This window comes from Streptomyces sp. JK94 (assembly GCF_053613315.1).
The window spans coordinates 424,622-441,009 of record NZ_JBSICH010000001.1 but is presented as its reverse complement, the minus strand read 5'-3'; the positions used below and the strand labels follow the sequence as shown (position 1 = coordinate 441,009).

At 74.1% G+C, this 16,388-nt stretch carries 15 protein-coding genes and 1 riboswitch; of the genes, 8 read left to right on the top strand and 7 right to left on the bottom strand.

What is annotated here, in order from left to right; all coding sequences use genetic code 11:
• Nucleotides 1–68: 68 nt before the first annotated feature.
• Complete coding sequence (locus ACVV2G_RS02085; protein WP_453840795.1) at nt 69–1,316, top strand: glycosyltransferase 87 family protein; 1,248 nt, start codon at nt 69–71, stop codon at nt 1,314–1,316.
• Here ACVV2G_RS02085 and ACVV2G_RS02080 read toward each other — a convergent pair.
• From ACVV2G_RS02080 to ACVV2G_RS02060, 5 genes are all read right to left on the bottom strand, one after another.
• Nucleotides 1,273–2,466: a hypothetical protein gene (locus tag ACVV2G_RS02080; RefSeq protein WP_453840794.1), complete on the bottom strand. Its 1,194-nt coding sequence runs from the start codon at nt 2,464–2,466 to the stop codon at nt 1,273–1,275. The two genes, ACVV2G_RS02085 and ACVV2G_RS02080, sit on opposite strands and share 44 nt — an antisense overlap.
• 392 nt (nt 2,467–2,858) lie before the next feature.
• Nucleotides 2,859–3,872 carry a C40 family peptidase gene (locus ACVV2G_RS02075; RefSeq protein WP_453840793.1) on the bottom strand — a complete coding sequence of 338 codons (1,014 nt, stop codon included), beginning with the start codon at nt 3,870–3,872 and terminating at the stop codon, nt 2,859–2,861.
• A gap of 214 nt (nt 3,873–4,086) precedes the next feature.
• On the bottom strand, nt 4,087–5,133 hold the full coding sequence (locus ACVV2G_RS02070; RefSeq protein WP_453840982.1) for a C40 family peptidase: 1,047 nt from the start codon (nt 5,131–5,133) through the stop codon (nt 4,087–4,089).
• 231 nt (nt 5,134–5,364) lie between these two features.
• Entirely contained in the window at nt 5,365–6,708 is a 1,344-nt protein-coding gene (locus ACVV2G_RS02065; protein ID WP_453840792.1) for an NYN domain-containing protein, read from the bottom strand.
• A gap of 62 nt (nt 6,709–6,770) precedes the next feature.
• Nucleotides 6,771–7,010 carry a hypothetical protein gene (locus tag ACVV2G_RS02060; RefSeq protein WP_453840791.1) on the bottom strand — a complete coding sequence of 80 codons (240 nt, stop codon included), beginning with the start codon at nt 7,008–7,010 and terminating at the stop codon, nt 6,771–6,773.
• Between the two features lie 157 nt (nt 7,011–7,167).
• On the opposite strand from ACVV2G_RS02060, the gene ACVV2G_RS02055 reads away from it, so the two are divergent.
• The 7 genes from ACVV2G_RS02055 to ACVV2G_RS02025 all read left to right on the top strand — a co-directional run bounded on the left by ACVV2G_RS02055 (nt 7,168) and on the right by ACVV2G_RS02025 (nt 13,554).
• Nucleotides 7,168–7,938 carry a rhomboid family intramembrane serine protease gene (locus ACVV2G_RS02055; protein WP_453840790.1) on the top strand — a complete coding sequence of 257 codons (771 nt, stop codon included), beginning with the start codon at nt 7,168–7,170 and terminating at the stop codon, nt 7,936–7,938.
• A complete protein-coding gene (locus tag ACVV2G_RS02050; protein ID WP_100044201.1) occupies nt 7,935–8,216 on the top strand; it encodes an Lrp/AsnC family transcriptional regulator in 282 nt (93 codons plus the stop codon). The genes ACVV2G_RS02055 and ACVV2G_RS02050 overlap by 4 nt, the downstream gene beginning before the upstream one ends.
• 113 nt (nt 8,217–8,329) lie before the next feature.
• Nucleotides 8,330–8,644, top strand: a complete 315-nt coding sequence (locus ACVV2G_RS02045; protein ID WP_453840789.1) for a small secreted hydrophilic protein — start codon at nt 8,330–8,332, stop codon at nt 8,642–8,644.
• The gene (locus ACVV2G_RS02040) at nt 8,565–10,055 is read left to right on the top strand and encodes a sensor histidine kinase (protein ID WP_453840788.1); all 1,491 of its coding nucleotides are present in this window, start codon (nt 8,565–8,567) and stop codon (nt 10,053–10,055) included. Before ACVV2G_RS02045 ends, ACVV2G_RS02040 begins: the two co-directional genes overlap by 80 nt.
• A gap of 19 nt (nt 10,056–10,074) precedes the next feature.
• Nucleotides 10,075–10,737 carry a response regulator transcription factor gene (locus ACVV2G_RS02035; RefSeq protein ID WP_453840787.1) on the top strand — a complete coding sequence of 221 codons (663 nt, stop codon included), beginning with the start codon at nt 10,075–10,077 and terminating at the stop codon, nt 10,735–10,737.
• A gap of 100 nt (nt 10,738–10,837) precedes the next feature.
• Nucleotides 10,838–12,253 (top strand): SLC13 family permease, encoded by a 1,416-nt coding sequence (locus tag ACVV2G_RS02030; protein ID WP_453840786.1) that lies wholly within the window; start codon nt 10,838–10,840, stop codon nt 12,251–12,253.
• A 74-nt stretch (nt 12,254–12,327) separates the two neighbouring features.
• Nucleotides 12,328–13,554 carry a glycerate kinase gene (locus ACVV2G_RS02025; protein ID WP_453840981.1) on the top strand — a complete coding sequence of 409 codons (1,227 nt, stop codon included), beginning with the start codon at nt 12,328–12,330 and terminating at the stop codon, nt 13,552–13,554.
• On the opposite strand, the gene ACVV2G_RS02020 is transcribed toward ACVV2G_RS02025, so the two are convergent.
• Both ACVV2G_RS02020 and trpD read right to left on the bottom strand, forming a co-directional pair.
• Nucleotides 13,488–14,903 carry an aminotransferase class V-fold PLP-dependent enzyme gene (locus ACVV2G_RS02020; RefSeq protein ID WP_453840785.1) on the bottom strand — a complete coding sequence of 472 codons (1,416 nt, stop codon included), beginning with the start codon at nt 14,901–14,903 and terminating at the stop codon, nt 13,488–13,490. The two genes, ACVV2G_RS02025 and ACVV2G_RS02020, sit on opposite strands and share 67 nt — an antisense overlap.
• Nucleotides 14,904–15,068: 165 nt before the next feature.
• Nucleotides 15,069–15,185: riboswitch (SAM riboswitch) on the bottom strand.
• 87 nt (nt 15,186–15,272) lie between these two features.
• Entirely contained in the window at nt 15,273–16,337 is a 1,065-nt protein-coding gene (trpD, locus tag ACVV2G_RS02015; protein ID WP_453840784.1) for an anthranilate phosphoribosyltransferase, read from the bottom strand.
• Nucleotides 16,338–16,388 lie beyond the last annotated feature (51 nt).

Sequence of the window (16,388 nt, the reverse complement as noted above, 5' to 3'; positions counted from 1 at the left end):
AGACGTACAGGTACCCGGGTCATCATGGCCGCACGGCAGGGCACGGGACGCGGACGGGCAGGGAGCACGTGGAGACGACCGACGCGAGGCGGCCCGCGGTGCGGCTGCTGACGGCCTGGGGCGCCAGCCGGCTGGTGCTGCTGCTGTTCGTCCTGAAGGTGCTCGTCCTGCCCGGCCCGGACGTCACCGGCGACGTGTCCGTCATCTACCGGGACTGGTCCGAGATCCTGCGCACCGGGACGTTCCCGCTGAACGACGTCACGTGGCAGTACCCGCCCGCGGCGGCCCTCGCGATGCTCTCCCCGGCGCTGCTGCCTTTTCTGGAGTACGCGACGGCGTTCTTCGTCCTCGCCTGCGTCACCGACCTGGCCGTCCTCGCCCTGCTGTGGCGCGCGGGCCGGGGCCCCGGGCGCTCGCCGCGCGGTGCGTGGGTGTGGGTGGCGGGCGTACCGCTGCTCGGCCCGACGGTGTACGCCCGCTACGACGTGATGGTCACCGCCGTCGCGGTGGCCGCGCTGCTCGCCGCGGGCCGGCATCCGCGCGTCGCGGGTGCCCTGGCGGCGCTCGGGGCGCTGCTGAAGGTGTGGCCGGTCCTGGTGCTGCTCGGGATGCGCGGGCGGGCTCCCCGGGCCGCGGCCGCGCTGACCGGTGCGGCGCTGGCGGCGCTGTTCGCCGTGGTGCCGGGGGCGTTCGCGTTCCTGACGTTCCAGCGCGAACGGGGCACCGAGGTGGAGTCGCTGGGCGCCCTGGTCTTCCACGTCGCCCGGCACTTCGGCTGGGACGGCGAGGTGCTGCTCCACTACGGCTCGGTCGAGTTCCTCGGCCCGTACGTGGGCGCGGTGAGCACGGCCGCCCTCGCGCTGACCGCTCTCTCGTTCGGCTGGCTGCTGCTGTGGCGGCTGGCGGCCTCGCGTTTCACGGCGCACACGGCGGCGGACGCGGCCTTCGCGGCCGTGCTGGTGTTCACGGTCACCAGCCGGGTGATCAGCCCGCAGTACCTGGTGTGGCTGATCGGTCTGGCGGCGGTCTGCCGCTGCTTCAGGGCGAGCCGGATGCGGGTGCCGGCCGTCCTGGTGCTGGCGGCGAGCCCGGTGACGGTGCTGGAGTTCCCGGTCCTCTTCGGGTCCGTCGTCGCCAGTGATCCGCTCGGCATCGCGCTGCTGGCCGTGCGCAACGGCCTGCTGGCCGCCGCGGCGCTCGTCGCGGCCCGCGCCCTGTGGCGCGACACGGTCGTGCGCACCGCGTCCGGGCGGAGCGGAGCGGCCGGCCGGCTCAGCCGAACTCCGTCCGCAGATACTCCCGCCATCGCGCCGTGAACTCCTCCGGCGTGGTGCCGAGCACCTCGCCCGTCGCGTCCTCGACCGCTCCCGCACGCTCGTCGTGGGCGCCCACGGCCCGGTAGAAGGCGTCCAGCCGGTCCTCGCCCCACTGGTCGGCGATCATCCGGCAGGCCAGCCAGCCGCCCTCGTAGGCCCGGGCCAGCTCGTCCGCGTCGGCGGTGAAGCCGAAGTCGTCGTCCGTCGGCAGCCGGTCGGGCACCCGGCCCTCGGACACCGCGCCGGCCAGTTCGGGAGCGGCCTGGGCGGGCGTGCGGCCGGTGCCGCGGTAGCCGACCCAGTCGGCGTAGCCCTCGGACAGCCACAGCGGGGTGGCGGCGGTGGTGTCGGTACGGGTGGCGACGTGGGTGGTCTCGTGGGTGAGCACGACCTGTTTGCCGAGGGAGCCGAGCAGCCCGTACGCGTCGGGGTTGACGATGATCCGGTCCGCGGGCGCCCGCTCCCGGCCGCCCGTCTCGCCGGTGGTGACCGCCGCGATGCCCCGGTAGGAGGAGGCGGGCGAGCCGAGCAGGCCCGCCATGCCCTCCAGCGACTTCGGCACGAGTACGACCACCCGCCGGGCCCAGTCGCCGTCCCAGGCGGCCGACACGGCGGGCACCGCCCGGTCCGCGAGGTCGGCGAAGCCGCGCAGCGCCTCGGTGGACTGCCCGACGCCGAGCACCAGGCTGTGCGTCCCGCGGACGGCCCGGACCACGCCCTGGTCCCACGGCTGCTGGCCGGCGTCCCGGGCGGGCCGGTCGGACTCGACCGACCACGGCCCGTCCGCGCCGTCGCGGCCCAGCCGCACGGTGCGGCCGGCAGTGACCGGGCCCCGGTCGTAGCCCTCGACGCGGTAGCTCAGCCGCACCTCGGCGGTGGCGGTGTCGCCGGTGCGGTCCACGTCCGTCACGCGGTACGCGAACGCCGCCAGCGGCACCGCGCTCAGGTTGCCGAAGCCGGCCTCGCTGCCCGTGCCCGCGTAGGCGGCCCGGTCGTGGCCCAGGACGGCGGCCGCCCGTTGGTCCAGCACCCGCTGCACCTCGGCCCGGACCGGGTCGGCGGTGGTCCGGCCGCCGCAGGCCACGAGGGAGGCGAGCAGCAGGCACAGCGCCACCACCGAGGAACCCGACACCCGCCTTCGCCCAGCCATCCTCCCGATCGTACGGGCGCCGGACCGGGGAGGGCAGCGGGCGGGGGCACCGCGACGGTCACATCCGGCCGGACGGACCGGCACCGTTTGAACCGGGCCGCGCCACCCCGGGGGACACCGTCCGGACCGGGCCGCGTCACCGTCCGGACCGGGCCGCGTCACCGTCCGGACCGGACCGCATCACCGTCCGGACCGGACCGCATCACTCCGGAGGGCACCGTCCGGACCGGACCTCGCCACCCCGCAGGGCACCGTCCGGACCGGACCGCATCGCCCCGGAGGACACCGTCGGGACCGGACCGCGCCATCCGGGGGCGCCGGGCCGCGGGGCCTGGGCCACCCCTCGGCCGGCCACCGGGGTCCCCGCCCGCGTCCGCCCGCGGCCGGGCGGGTCACACGCGGGTGACCGAGGACACCGGCATCATGCCGACCGGGTCGTAGCGCACGGGCGCGCCGGGGTAGGGCGCGTGGATCACCTGGCCGTTGCCGACGTACATGCCGATGTGGCTGGCGTCGTCCCGGTAGGCGACCAGGTCGCCGGGGCGGGCGTCGGCCAGGGAGACCTGCCGGCCCGCTCCCGACTGCGCCTGGGAGGTGCGCGGCAGGCCGACCCCGGCCTGCGCGTAGGACCACTGGGTCAGGCCCGAGCAGTCGAACCCGCCGGGGCCGTTGGCGCCCCAGACGTAGGGCTTGCCGAGGGCGGAGCGGGCGGCGGCGACGGCGGCCGCGGCCCGGCCGGAGGCGGGGGCGGCCTCCCCGGGGGCGGGCAGACCGGCGCGGCCGGAGCGGGAGCCGCGGTCGTAGGCGGCGCGTTCCTCGTCCGGCAGGGAGTTGAGCAGCTCGCGGGCTTTGGCCAGCTTCCGCTCCACGGTCTTCTTGTGGGCGGCGACGGCCTTGCGGCCCTCCTCCAGCTCGGTGAGTTTGCGGCCGGCCTCCGCGCGGTCCTGGGCGAGGTCGCGCAGGGCCTCCTGGAGTTCCCTGAGATCACCGGCCCGACGGGTGGTGATCCGGTCGAGCACGGAGGCCTTGTCCAGGTAGTCGTCCGGGTCGGCGGAGAGCAGCAGCGCCAGCGACGGGTCGATGCCGCCGGAGCGGTACTGGGCGCCGGCCAGCGAACCGAGCGTCTCCCGCATGCCGTTGATCCGCTCCTGCTGCCGGGCGATCGCGTCCTGCGCGGCACCGACCTCCTCGCGCAGGGCGTCGGTGCGCGCGTCGGCCTCGTTGTAGGCCTCGGTCGCCTGCTCCGCCTCCGTCTGGAGCCGGTCCACCTCCGCCCGCCGGTCGTCGTGCGGGGCGGCCGTGGCCGGTACGGCGGCCAGGACCGCGGCGGCGACGGAGAGCAGTCCGACGGCGGCGGTGGCGCCGCGGTCGGACCCGGACGGTGCAAGGCGGCGATGGGACCCCACGGGAAGCCGCACTCCTTCCGCTGGCGGACAGGGAAACGCGGCAGACAGTAACCCCGTGGCGGGGCACCGGCCAACGACCTGCGGGTGGCCCGCAGCACGACGCCCCGCCGCTGACGCAGGTCACCGGCGGGGCAGGGGGTCGCGACGCCTCACCGTATTTCGCCCGAACGGGCGGTACGACGGGGCTGATTCCCGGGCGGGGTGCGCGGGCGGGTCAGACCCGCACGCCGAACATGAAGGGGCCGCCGATGGTGTTCATCGACTCGTAGCGGACGACCGTGCCGGTGCGCGGCGCGTGCAGGACCTGGCCGTTGCCGGCGTAGAGGCCGACGTGGTGCAGGTCGTTGAAGAAGAAGACCAGGTCGCCGACCTGGAGGTCGCTCATCGAGGAGATCCGCGTGCCCGCGCCGGTCTGCGCCTCGGAGGTGCGGGGGATGCCGACTCCGGCCTGCGCGTAGGCCCAGGAGGTCAGGCCCGAGCAGTCGAAGGAGGAGGGGCCGGTGGCGCCGTAGACGTAGGGCGTGCCGATCTTGCTCTGGGCGGCGGCGAAGGCGGCGGCGGCCCGGCCGGAGGCGGGCTTCGCGGTGGTGCCGCCGGAGAGGACCTCGCGCTCGCTGGTGCGGGTGGCGCGCTGCTCCTCGGCGGCGAGGGCGGCCTTCTCCTGCGCGGTGAGGCTGTTGAGCAGCTTCTGCGCGGAGGCCAGCTTGCCCTGGACCTCCTCCTTCTTCTTGCCCAGTTCGGTGCGGGTGGAGGCGAGGTCCTTGAGCTTCTCGGTGGCCTCGGAGCGCTGCTGGGCGAGGTCGCGCTGCTTCACCTGGATCTTCTTCAGCGCCTCGACCTGCTGACCGCTCAGCTGGTCGAGCGTGGAGGCCTTGTCCAGGTAGTCGTCCGGGTCGGCGGAGAGGAACAGCTGGAGGGAGGGGTCGATCCCACCGGAGCGGTACTGGGCGCTGGCCATCGAACCGAGGCCGTCCCGCAGCTCGTTGAGCTCCTCCTGGCCGCGGGCGACGTTGTCCTGGATCGTGGAGATCTCCTTCTGGAGCTTCTCCTGCTTCTCCTTGGCCCCGTTGTACTTCTCGGTGGCCTGCTCCGCCTCGGTGTAGAGCTTGTCGACCTTGGCCTTGACCTCGTCCTTGCTCGGCTTCTCACTCGGTGCGGCGTTGGCGGCCTGCGAGCTGAGAGCGACAGCGGCGGCGGCAGCGGTGGTGAGCACGGTCACGCGCGTGCGGCTCGGCTGCTTGGGACGACGGTGGGACGCCACGGAGACGAGCTCCTTCTTGAGAGGGATCACCCGTTCGAGGGTTCGAGCGCTGACCCTAGTGACCCACTCGTGATCAGTTCAAATCCTCCGTCGAATTATCCCGGTTACGCACCGCATTCTTTGCCGTAACTCACATGCAGTAATCCCTACTTGACACTACGTTGCGTGACGGTTCCGTCAATTCAGGCATAGAGTGCCTACGTTGCGGTTGCCACGAAAGTGAACCAGGGGTCAGGACAGCCTCTTGAGGAGCACCACGGACGCCACCGGGCGTGCGCCCGCGCGGGCCACGCCGTCGGCCACCTCGCGGTCGGTGGAGACCACGATGACCGGCCGGCCCGGCGGCTCGGCCCGCACCAGCTGGCGGATCAGCTCGTCGGCGGTGACGCCGGGCTTGGAGAACAGCACCCGCACCCCGCGCGGCGGCGCGAGCAGCACCGGTGCCGCCAGCTCGGCGCCGTCGAAGACGCAGGTCGTCTCGGCGCCGGTCTGCGCGGCCAGCTGGGAGAGCTGGCCGAGCAGGCGCAGCCGCTGCTTCTCCAGCGGCATCTGCGGATAGCCGGTCTTGGTGACGTTGTAGCCGTCGACGACCAGGTGCGCCTGGGGCAGCGCCAGCAACTGGTCGAGGATGGCGGGGTCGTTCTCGGACAGGGCGCGCGCGGCGATGTCCTTCGGCGTCATCCGGCCGGGCTCCACGGCGTCCACGGTCTCGGCGGGCCGCACGGACACCGGGGGCAGCGCGAGTTCCCGACGGAGCCCCTGGGTGGCGTCCAGCAGCGTGTCCAGCAGCAGCCGTACCCGCATGTCCTCGACGCTGCGTCCCTCGCGGGCCGCCTTGCGGGTGGCCTCCAGGGCGGCCTCCGCCTCCCCGAGCCGGGTCTTGAGCCGCCGGGTCTCGCTCTCGGCGGCGGACACCTGGGCGGCCCCCTCGGCGCGGACGGCGTCGGTCTCGTCCCGCACCTTGCGCAGGGCCGCCTCGCCGCGCTTGACGTCACTGAGGGCGGAGCGCAGCTTGCGGTGCAGCGACTCGGCCTCCTTCTTCGCCGCGTCCAGCTCGGCCCGCAGCCGCTCGGTCTCGGTCCTGGTGTGCTCCCGGGCCCGGGCCAGCTCCTCGTGCAGCCGCTCCAGCTCCGCGCGGCTCTCCTCGTCGGCGCGCTCGGCGTCCGCGCGCTGCGCCTCCTCGCCGGCGGCGGTCACCAGCTTCACCCAGCCGTGCGGGCGCAGTACGTAGGCCGCGGCCGCCACGTCGAGCGGGTCCGCGGCCGGCGGCGGCGCACCGGAGTCCAGGGCGCCCGCCAGTTCCGGATGGGACTCCCTGAACTTCTCGCCGATGCGCTGGCGGAAGAGGGTGTCGGTCTCCACGGCGGCGGCCATGGCGTTGCCGGCGAACTTGGTCCTGCGGTTGGGGGCGAACCGGGCGTACTGTCTCAGCTGTGCCGGCAGTTCGCCGAGCTTGAGTCCGCCGAAGCCGTCGGACACGATCTGCACGACCCTGCGGCGCACACCGTCGGGCAGCGGGCGGTCGAGCACCTCAGCGGCGCCGTCGCCCGGCCCCCCGCCGTGTGTCTCCACCATCCGTCACCCCAATGTCTCAGGGCGACCCCGGTCCGGGATCGCCTCGTGCGGGGCCGCTCCCGTCAGGAGGCGGCACCCGGCCTGTCCACGAGTTCCACCTGGTCCACGGCGTTGCACCAGCGGCACCGCACCGACTCGACGGTCTCGCTGAGCACCTCGCGCTCCTCGACGTTCGGCTCGCCGGCCAGGTCGAGGTGCACGTACTCGACGACCTTCGAGGCCCGGGTCACGTCGAAGCGGGTGAGGTTGCCGCAGAGGGTGCAGCGCCACCGCGTCGTGTCGGTCGGCAGGGGAACCGTCATCGTGGCTGTTCACTCTCTTCCAGTGTCGGTGACGCGCCGGGCTCCCCCGGTGCGTATGGCTCGTAACCCTACGGCCTGGCGGGTACCCGACGCCCGCGTGCCCACGGCGGCGAGGCGCTATGAGCGGTCGCGTCCCGTTACGTCATGCTCTGTGTCCATGATCCGCAACTGGAGCACGGCGGCCCTCAGGACGGTCAGGACACTCGGCACGGCCCGCGCGCCCCGCACCTCCCGGGGCCGGGCGGCACCGGTGACGTACGCGCTGATCACGATGTGCTGCCTGCTGTTCCTGCTCAGCCCGGCGGCGGGGCTCAATCCGGCGTACGGCACCGGCGACGAGCTGCTCGCCGCCCAGCACGCCCACTTCCGGCGCTGGGGCGTGATCCCCGCAGAACTGTTCGAGGACTCCCCCGGATCGGCGCTCACCCCCGCGACGGCGCTCTTCGTCCACGGCAGCTGGGTGCACCTGCTGGGCAACATGCTCTTCCTCCACGTCTTCGGCGCGATGACCGAGGAACGAATGGGACGGCTCCAGTTCGCCCTGTTCTACCTCGGCTGCGGCTACCTGGCCCTGCTCGGCTACGCGGGCGCCAACGCCCACTCCCAGCAGTCCCTGGTCGGCGCCTCGGGGGCGATCTCCGCGATCCTCGGCGCGTTCCTCTTCCTCTTCCCGCGGGCCCGGGTGACGAGCCTGCTGCCCTTCCTCTTCTTCCTGCCGCTGCGCTTCCCGGCCTGGATCGTCCTGCCCTTCTGGGCCGGGCTCCAGTGGATGGCCGCGGGGCGGGCCGGTGACGGTCCGGGGGTGGCGTACCTGGCCCACCTGGTGGGCTTCGGGCTGGGCTTCGTCTTCGCCTGGGTGCGGTTCGGGCGTACGACTAGAGTGAAGAGCGTTCCAGTGGCGGCGCCCGAGGGAGAGAACCAGCCGTGATCAGCGCGATCGTCCTCATCAAGACCAGCGTGGACCGCATCCCCGAGATCGCGGAGCGGATCGCCGCGCTGGAGAACGTCAGCGAGGTCTTCTCCGTCACCGGCACCTACGACCTGATCGCGATGGTGCGGGTGAGCCGGCACGAGGACCTGGCGGAGGTCATCCCCGGCCGGATCAGCAAGATCCCCGGTGTGGAGGGCACGGACACGCACGTGGCGTTCCGGACGTACTCGCAGCACGACCTGGAGGCGGCGTTCGCCATCGGGCTCGACAACTGAGCGCGCGCCCGGTTCCGGCACCCGTCCCCGGCGCCCGCGGGCCCGCGCCCGATGAAGAGTTCCTCATCCCCGGCTCATCCTGAGCACCGGGTGACGGGCGCAGGATCGGGGACATGGTCTTCTCACGCCGGATGGCGGCCCTGGCGGCCGTCGTCCTGATCCCTCTCGGCATCGCCGCGACCAGCTTCGCCCTCACCGACAACCCGCAGCAGCCCAAGGCGCCGTCCAGGGTGGAGCTGGAGAGCGGCTCCCCCACCCCGTCGCCCACCGCCTCCTCGCCCGAGCCGACGCCCAGCGACCAGGTGGTGACCCGGCCACCGGTGACCGACAGCCCTCCGGATGACGACGATGACGACGACCGAGGCCAGGACACCGACGACGGAGCCACCGGCCCGGCCGCCGACGACGGGCCCGGCGACGACGGCTGACCGCGAGCGCCGGCGGATCTCGGCCCGCGTCCGCATCCTGCTCTGGCTGCTGCTCGTGATGGCCGTCGCCCTCGCCTCGGTGGCCGCGACCACCCGCTCGATCCTGCTGCGCGACACCGACCACCGGATCAACGGCCTGCTCGCGCAGGAGGCCGGGGAGTTCGCCAACTTCGAGGAGCAGGGCTTCGACCCGGAGACCGGCCGCCCGTTCGCCGACCCGGAACGGCTGCTCAAGGTCTTCCTGGAGCGGCAGTACGCCGACCTGGACGAGGAGCTGATCGGCCTGGTCGGCGAGGCGGGCAGCCGGCCCGTGCAGATCATCCAGCAGCGCGAGATCCCGGTCGCCCTGCCCCTGCACCGGGACGCCGACGCCCGGCGCACCCTGTTCGCCTCCCCCGACCCCACCGGCACCCTGGAGCGGCCGGAGGGCGAGATCCGCTGGGCCAAGGTCACCGTCGCCCGTTACGGCGGTGAGCCCGCCGCCGCGTTCGTGGTCGCCTTCCACCCGGGACGGGAACAGGCGCGCGCGGACGAGGTGTTCCGCGTGCTGCTCGCCATCTCCGGCGTCGCCCTGCTGATGACGACCGGCATCGCCTGGGTGGTGGCGGGCCGCATCCTCAAACCGGTGCGGCTGGTGCGCACGACGGCCGCCCAGCTCACCGAGCAGGACCTGACCCGGCGCATCCCGGTGCACGGCCACGACGACGTGGCCGCGCTCGCCGAGACGTTCAACGCCATGCTCGACCGGCTGGAACGCGCCTTCGCCGCCCAGCGCCGCTTCGTCGACGACGCGGGCCACGAACTGCGCACCCCCATCACCATCGTGCGCGGGCACCTGGAGCTGATGGGCGACGACCCGGCGGAGCGCGAGGAGACCGTCCGCCTGGTCACCGACGAACTGGACCGGATGAGCCGCATCGTCGAGGACCTGCTGCTGCTCGCCCGGACCGAACGCCCCGACTTCGTCACCCCCGAGCCGGTGCAGCTCGCCGAACTCACCGCCGACGTCTACGTCAAGGCCCGCACCCTCGGCGACCGCGACTGGGTGCTGGCCGAGGTCGCCGACCGCGAGGCCCCGCTGGACCCCCAGCGGATCACGCAGGCCATGGTGCAGCTCGCGCAGAACGCCGTGCAGCACACCACCACCGGCCAGACCATCCGCATCGGCTCCCGCGCCGACGGCACGCGCGTCGAGCTGTACGTCGCCGACTCCGGCCCCGGGGTCCAGCCGCAGGACGCCGAGGTGATCTTCGAGCGGTTCCGGCGCGGCACGGCGCGGCGCGGGGTGCGCGGGTCGGGCGCCGGGCTGGGGCTGTCGATCGTCAAGGCGATCGCGGAGGGCCACGGCGGGCGGGTCGGCCTGCGCACCACCGAGGGTGGCGGCGCCACCTTCGTCCTGACACTGGACTGATTCCGGAAGAGGCACGTGAATGAACCGCATCCTCATCGTCGAGGACGAGGAGCGCATCGCCTCCTTCGTCGAGAAGGGTCTGCGCGCCAACGGCTTCACCACCACCGCCGTCGCCGACGGCGACACCGCCCACGCCTGCGCCCTCACCGGCGGCTTCGACCTGGTCCTCCTGGACATCGGGCTGCCCGGCCGGGACGGCTTCACGGTCCTGCGCGAGCTGCGCGAGTCCCGGGTGACGACCCCGGTGATCGTGCTGACCGCACGCGACTCGGTACGGGACACGGTGGCCGGCCTGGAGGGCGGTGCCGACGACTGGATGACCAAGCCGTTCCGCTTCGAGGAACTCCTCGCCCGGGTCCGGCTCCGGCTGCGTACGGCGGCCAGGGCGCCGGAGGTGACGGTGCTGAGGTCCGGCGACCTCTCCCTGGACCTGCGCACCCGGCGGGCCCGTGCCGCGGAGCGGACGGTGGACCTGACGGCCCGTGAGTTCGTACTGCTGGAGCTGTTCCTGCGGCACCCGGGGCAGGTCCTGTCGCGGGAGCAGATCCTCTCCCACGTGTGGGGCTACGACTTCGACCCCGGCTCCAACATCGTGGACGTGTACGTGCGGGCGCTGCGCAAGAAGCTGGGGGCGCAGCGGGTGGAGACGGTGCGGGGCATGGGATACCGGCTACCGGGCTGACCCGGGCGCCGCCCGGCGGGCCGCGTGACCGGATGTCGTGTGACGTTTCCTTCATGTCCGGCTCATCGAGGGCTCACCGCCCGGGAGAACCCTCGATGGCGTGACGTCGAACCTCCGCCTCGCGGCGGCCCTGTGCGTGGCGCTGTCCCTGTGCGCGCTGCTGGCGGTCCCCGCCAACTTCCCCGCCCTCGGCGGCGACGCGCGCCTCACCCTCGCCGTGTTCGCGCTGGCCACCTGCGCCTGGATCGGCACCCCGGTCGACGACACGTACATCGCGCTGGGGGCCGGCCTGGCGCTGACCGCCACCGGCGTGATCAGCAGCGACACGCTCTTCGGCACCCTCGGTGAGGACACGGTGTGGTTGCTGATCTGCGCGTTCGTGCTGGCGGCGGCGGTGGCCCGGACCGGGCTCGCCGGGCGGGCGGCGGTGTTCCTGGTCGGCGGGGCGCGCAGTGTGCGGCAGCTGGTGCACCTGACCACCGCCGCGCTGGTGGTGACGGCGTTCGCGGTGCCGGCCACGTCGGGCCGGGCGGCGCTCGCGCTGCCGGTGTTCCTCGCTCTCGCCAAGGCGCTCGCCGACCGGAAACGACTGGTCGTGATGCTGGCGTTGCTGTTTCCGACCGTGATCCTGCTGTCTGCGGTGGCGACCCTGATCGGAGCGGGCGCACATCTGATCACGGTGTCGGTGCTGCGGGAGGCGACCGGGGACCGGGTCGGCTTCACCCAGTGGCTGCTGCTCGGACTGCCGCCGGCGGTGGCCTCCTCCCATCTGGCTGCCGAGGCGGTCCTGCTGACGGCCACTCGGCGCGCGGACCGCGCGGGCCCGGTGCACATCACCGCCGAGGAGATGCAGCGGCACAGCGACAGCCCGGTCACCGGCGCCTGGACGCAGGAGGAGAAGCGCTGCGCCCTGCTGCTGGCCACGGTGGTGGCGCTGTGGTGCGGCGAGCCCTTGCACCACGTCTCCCCGGCGGTGGTGGCGCTGATCGGCGCGGTCGTCGCCTCCTCCCCCGCGCTCGGCACCGTCCGGCTCAAAGACGCGCTGGGGACCGTGCCCTGGTCGCTGCTGCTGTTCATGGCGGCGACCATGGCGATGGGCGTCGCGCTCACCGACTCCGGTGCGGCGAGGTGGCTGGTGTCGGGACTGCCCGCGCGCGTCGCGCCGGCCGTCTTCCTCGGGGTCGTGGTCGCGGTGAGCACGGCGGCCCACCTGGTGCTGCAGTCCCGCTCGGCCCGCTCCTCCGTGCTGATCCCGCTGGTGATCGCCGCGGCCGTGGGCGCCGGGGTCAACCCGGTCGCCGCCGCACTCGCGTCCACCGCCGCCGCCGGCTTCTGCCACACGCTGCCCGCCTCCGCCAAGCCGGTCACGCTCTTCTCCGACCTCCCCGGCACCCCCACCTACACCCCGCGCGACCTGCTGCGGCTGTCCGCCGTCCTGGCGCCGCTGACCGCCGCGCTCGTGCTGTTCTTCGCCGCCGCGGTCTGGCCGCTGCTCGGCGTGCCCCTGACCCGTTGAAGGAGCCCTCCATGTCCGCCGTGCCCGCCGTATCCGCCGTATCCGCCGCGCCCGCCGCGCCCGCCGCGCCCTGCCTGCTGCACCGTGTCGTCGTGGCCCCCAGCGGCTTCAAGGAGTCCCTGTCCGCCCAGGCCGCCGCAGACGCCATCGCGGCGGGCGTCCGCCGGGTCCTGCCGAACGCCGAGATCGACCGGATCCCGCTCGTCGACGGCGGTGAGGGCACGGCCGTCGCGCTGGCCGCCGCGACTGGAGGGCGGCTGGTCGCGCTGGCCGCCACCGGGCCGGTCGGTGAGCCCGTCGGCACCCACTTCGCGCTGCTCGGCGCCCGGGACACGGCGGTGGTGGAGATGGCGGCCGTCGCGGGCCTGTCCCTGGTCCCCCGGGCCCTGCGCGACCCGGGCGCCACGACGACGTACGGCGTCGGCGAGCTGATCCGCGCCGCGCTCGACACCGGGGTGCGGCGGGTCCTGGTCGGCTGCGGCGACTCGGGGACGTCGGACGGGGGCGCGGGCGCGCTCCAGGCACTCGGGGCCCGGCTGCTGGACGCGGACGGCTTCGAACTTCCGCCCGGCGGACGGGAGCTGACCCGCCTCGCCCGGATCGACCCGTCCGGCCTGGACCCGCGGCTGAAGGCGACCGGACTGCTGGTGGCCTGCAATCCGTTCAACGTGCTGTGCGGCGAGCGGGGCGTGGCCCGCGTGTTCGGACCGCAGAAGGGGGCGACGCCCGCGCAGGTCGAGGAGTTGTCGGCCGGTCTGGAGAACTGGGCGCGCGTCCTCACCCGCGACCTCGGCGTCCTCGGCACCGACCTGCGCGGCGGCCCCGGCACCGGCGCCTCCGGCGGGCTGGGCGCGGGGCTGGCCGCCGTCGGCGCCCGGCTGCTGCCCCGCTTCGACGTGCTGCTGGACCACCTCGACCTGGACGCCCGCCTGGCCCGTGCCGACCTGGTGCTCACCGCCGAGGGGACCCTGGACCGCCAGACGCCGCGCGGCAAGGTGCCGGCCGAGGTGGCCCGCCGCGCCAAGCTCCACGGCCGTCCCGTCCTCGCCCTGGCCGGCACGCTCGGCGAGGGCGCGCACGAGGTGCCGGGAGTCGACGCCTTCCACGGCATCATGCCGGCGCCGATGGCCCTGGCGGACGCGCTGCTGCGTGCCGCCGAACTCCTCACGGACGCCACGGAGCGGGCACTGCGGATGATCCTGCTGGGGTCGCGGCTGCCGGCGGGACGGGCGGCTCAGGCCGCCGGGGTGCCGGCGGCGGAGGTGGTGTCGGGCACGCAGCGCCCGTCCTCGGTCCGGTAGTTCCACCGGGCGCCGTCGCTCACCAGCTCCTTGACGGCGTCCACGAACCGCTCGACGTGCTCGTCCGGGGTGCCCGCGCCGAAGCTCACGCGGACGGCGTTGAGGGACTTCTCGCCGGGCGCCGCCTCGGGGGCCCCGCACTCGCCCTGCGTCCGCGGGTCGCCGCCCAGCAGGGTGCGCACCAGCGGGTGGGCGCAGAACAGGCCGTCACGCACGCCGATGCCGTACTCGGCGGAGAGCGCGGCGGCCAGGTGGGAGCTGTTCCAGCCCTCGACGACGAAGGAGAGGACGCCGACACGGGGCGCGTCGTCGCCGAAGAGGGACAGCACGCGCACCTCGGGCACCTCGGCGAGGCCCTCGCGCACCTTCCCGATCAGGTACTCCTCGCGGGCGACCAGCGTGTCGAACCCGGCCTCCGCGAGGGCCTTGCAGGCGGAGGCGACGGCATGGGCGCCGATGACGTTGGGCGACCCGGCCTCGTGCCGGGCGGCGCCGTCGTGCCACTGGACGTCCACGCCGCCGTCGGCGCGCCGGGAGACGCTGCGGCTGGCGCCGCCACCGGCCAGGTACGGCTCCGCCTCGCGCAGCCAGTCGGCCCGGCCCGCCAGCACGCCGGCGCCGAAGGGGGCGTAGAGCTTGTGCCCGGAGAAGGCGACCCAGTCGACGTCCAGGTCCGCCACCGAGACGGGGTGGTGCGGGGCGAGCTGGGCGGCGTCCAGCACGATCCGGGCACCGTGGGCGTGCGCGGCGGCGGCCAGTTCACGCACCGGCCACAGCTCGCCGGTGACGTTGGAGGCACCGGTGACGCACACCAGGGCGGGCCCGTACGGCTCGCGGGCGGCGAGGGCGCGCTCCAGGGTCTCGACGGCCTGCGCGGGGGTGCGCGGGGCGTCGAGGCAGGTCACGTCCACGTCCCTCCCCCCACGGCCCGCGCGGGGGGACCCCCAGGGCAGCAGCGAGGCGTGGTGCTCGGTCTCGAAGACGAAGACCCGGCAGCCGGCCGGCAGCGCGCCGGCGAGCAGGTTGAGGGAGTCGGTGGTGGACCGGGTGAACACGACCTGGTCGCCGTCCCGGCAGTCGAGGAACCCGGCGACGGTCCTCCGGGCGTTCTCGAACAGGTCGGTCGACAGCTGCGACAGGTACCCCGCCCCGCGGTGCACGCTGCCGTAGTACGGGGCGTAGGCCGCCACGTCGTCCCAGACCCGCTGGAGCGCGGGCGCGCTGGCGGCGTAGTCGAGCGCGGCGTAGGCGACCTCGCCGCCGGTGACGAGCGGGACGGTGACGTCCCGGCCCAGAACGGGCAGCGGGGCACGGACGGACCGGTCGGCGGCAACGGTGGAGACGGACATGGGTGCACTCCCGTGAAGGCAGGTGGATCACCACGCGAACCGCGACGGCTCGAGCGTGGGAGAAGGCGGAGAAGGACGTGCGGAGGCGGGGCTCTGCGGCCCTATCGCATTCGCTGGTTCACGGGAGACTCCCTCGGACGACCCAGGACCCCTGGTTTCGCGAGGGGTCCGCGCTTGCCGTGGACCTTGCTGTCCACCGCCTGGTCTTCACCCGGGGCACCCCGCCACGGACGGAGGGTTGCCGGACAGTCGGCCGGGGCCTCATGACTGTCACTCATGACCTGGAGAGGAAAGTACGTGAAGTGATCGCCGCCCCGCAACCCGGGTCCGGATCGCGGGACGGGCGTCGTCGTCCCGGGCGCGCGGCCCCTACGCGTTGCTCGCGGCCACCCAGCGGTCCAGCGCCCGCCTGGCGGCGCCCGAGTCGATCGCCTCGGCCGCCCGGTCCATGCCGGCCCTGATCCGCTCGGCCAGCGGCCCGTCGCCGGGCTCCAGGGCCACCAGGGCCGCCGCCGAGTTCAGCAGGACCGCGTCCCGCACGGGACCCGTCTCGCCGGCCAGCAGGCGGCGGGCGACGTCGGCGTTGTAGGAGGCGTCGGCGCCGCGCAGGGCCTCGACCGGCACCCGTTCGAGGCCGACGTCGCGCGGGTCGAAGGTCTCCTCGGTCACCCGGCCGTCCCGCACGACCCACACCCGGGAGGTGGCGGTCGTGGTCAGCTCGTCGAGGCCGTCGTCGCCCCGGAAGACCAGGGAGGAGTGGCCGCGCTCGGCGAAGACCCCGGCGATGATCGGCGCCATGCGCGCGTGGGCGACCCCGATCGCCTGGGACTTCACCTGCGCGGGATTGGTCAGCGGGCCGAGGAAGTTGAACACCGTGCGGATGCCCAGCTGACCGCGCGCCGCCGCCACGTGGCGCAGCGCCGGGTGGAACTTCACGGCGAAGCAGAAGGTGATGCCGGCCTCCTCGGCGACCTCCGCCACCCGCTTGGGCGTCAGCTCCAGGTTGACCCCGAGCTTCTCCAGGACGTCGGAGGCCCCGGAGGCCGAGGACGCGGCCCGGTTGCCGTGCTTGACGACCTTCGCTCCCGTGCCGGCCACGACGATCGCCGACATGGTGGAGATGTTGACCGTCTTGGCGCCGTCGCCGCCGGTGCCGACGATGTCGACCGTCTCGCCCGGCACCTCGATCACGTTGGCGTGGGCGTACATGGTGCGGACGAGACCGGAGATCTCCTCGACGGTCTCCCCCTTGGACCGGAGCGCCACCGCGAAGCCGGCGATCTGCGCGTCGGTGGCCTCGCCGCGCATGATCACGTCGAGGGCCCATGCGGTGTCGTCCGCGGACAGGTCCCGGCCGTCCAGCAGTCCGTTCAGCAGGGCGGGCCAGGAGCGGCCCGCCGCGTCGTCGCCTCCAGCGGGGGTCACAGCGCTCATGAGCCGCTCCTGTGTCGTGTGTGTCGTGTGTGTCGCGGGAAGAAGGTGCGG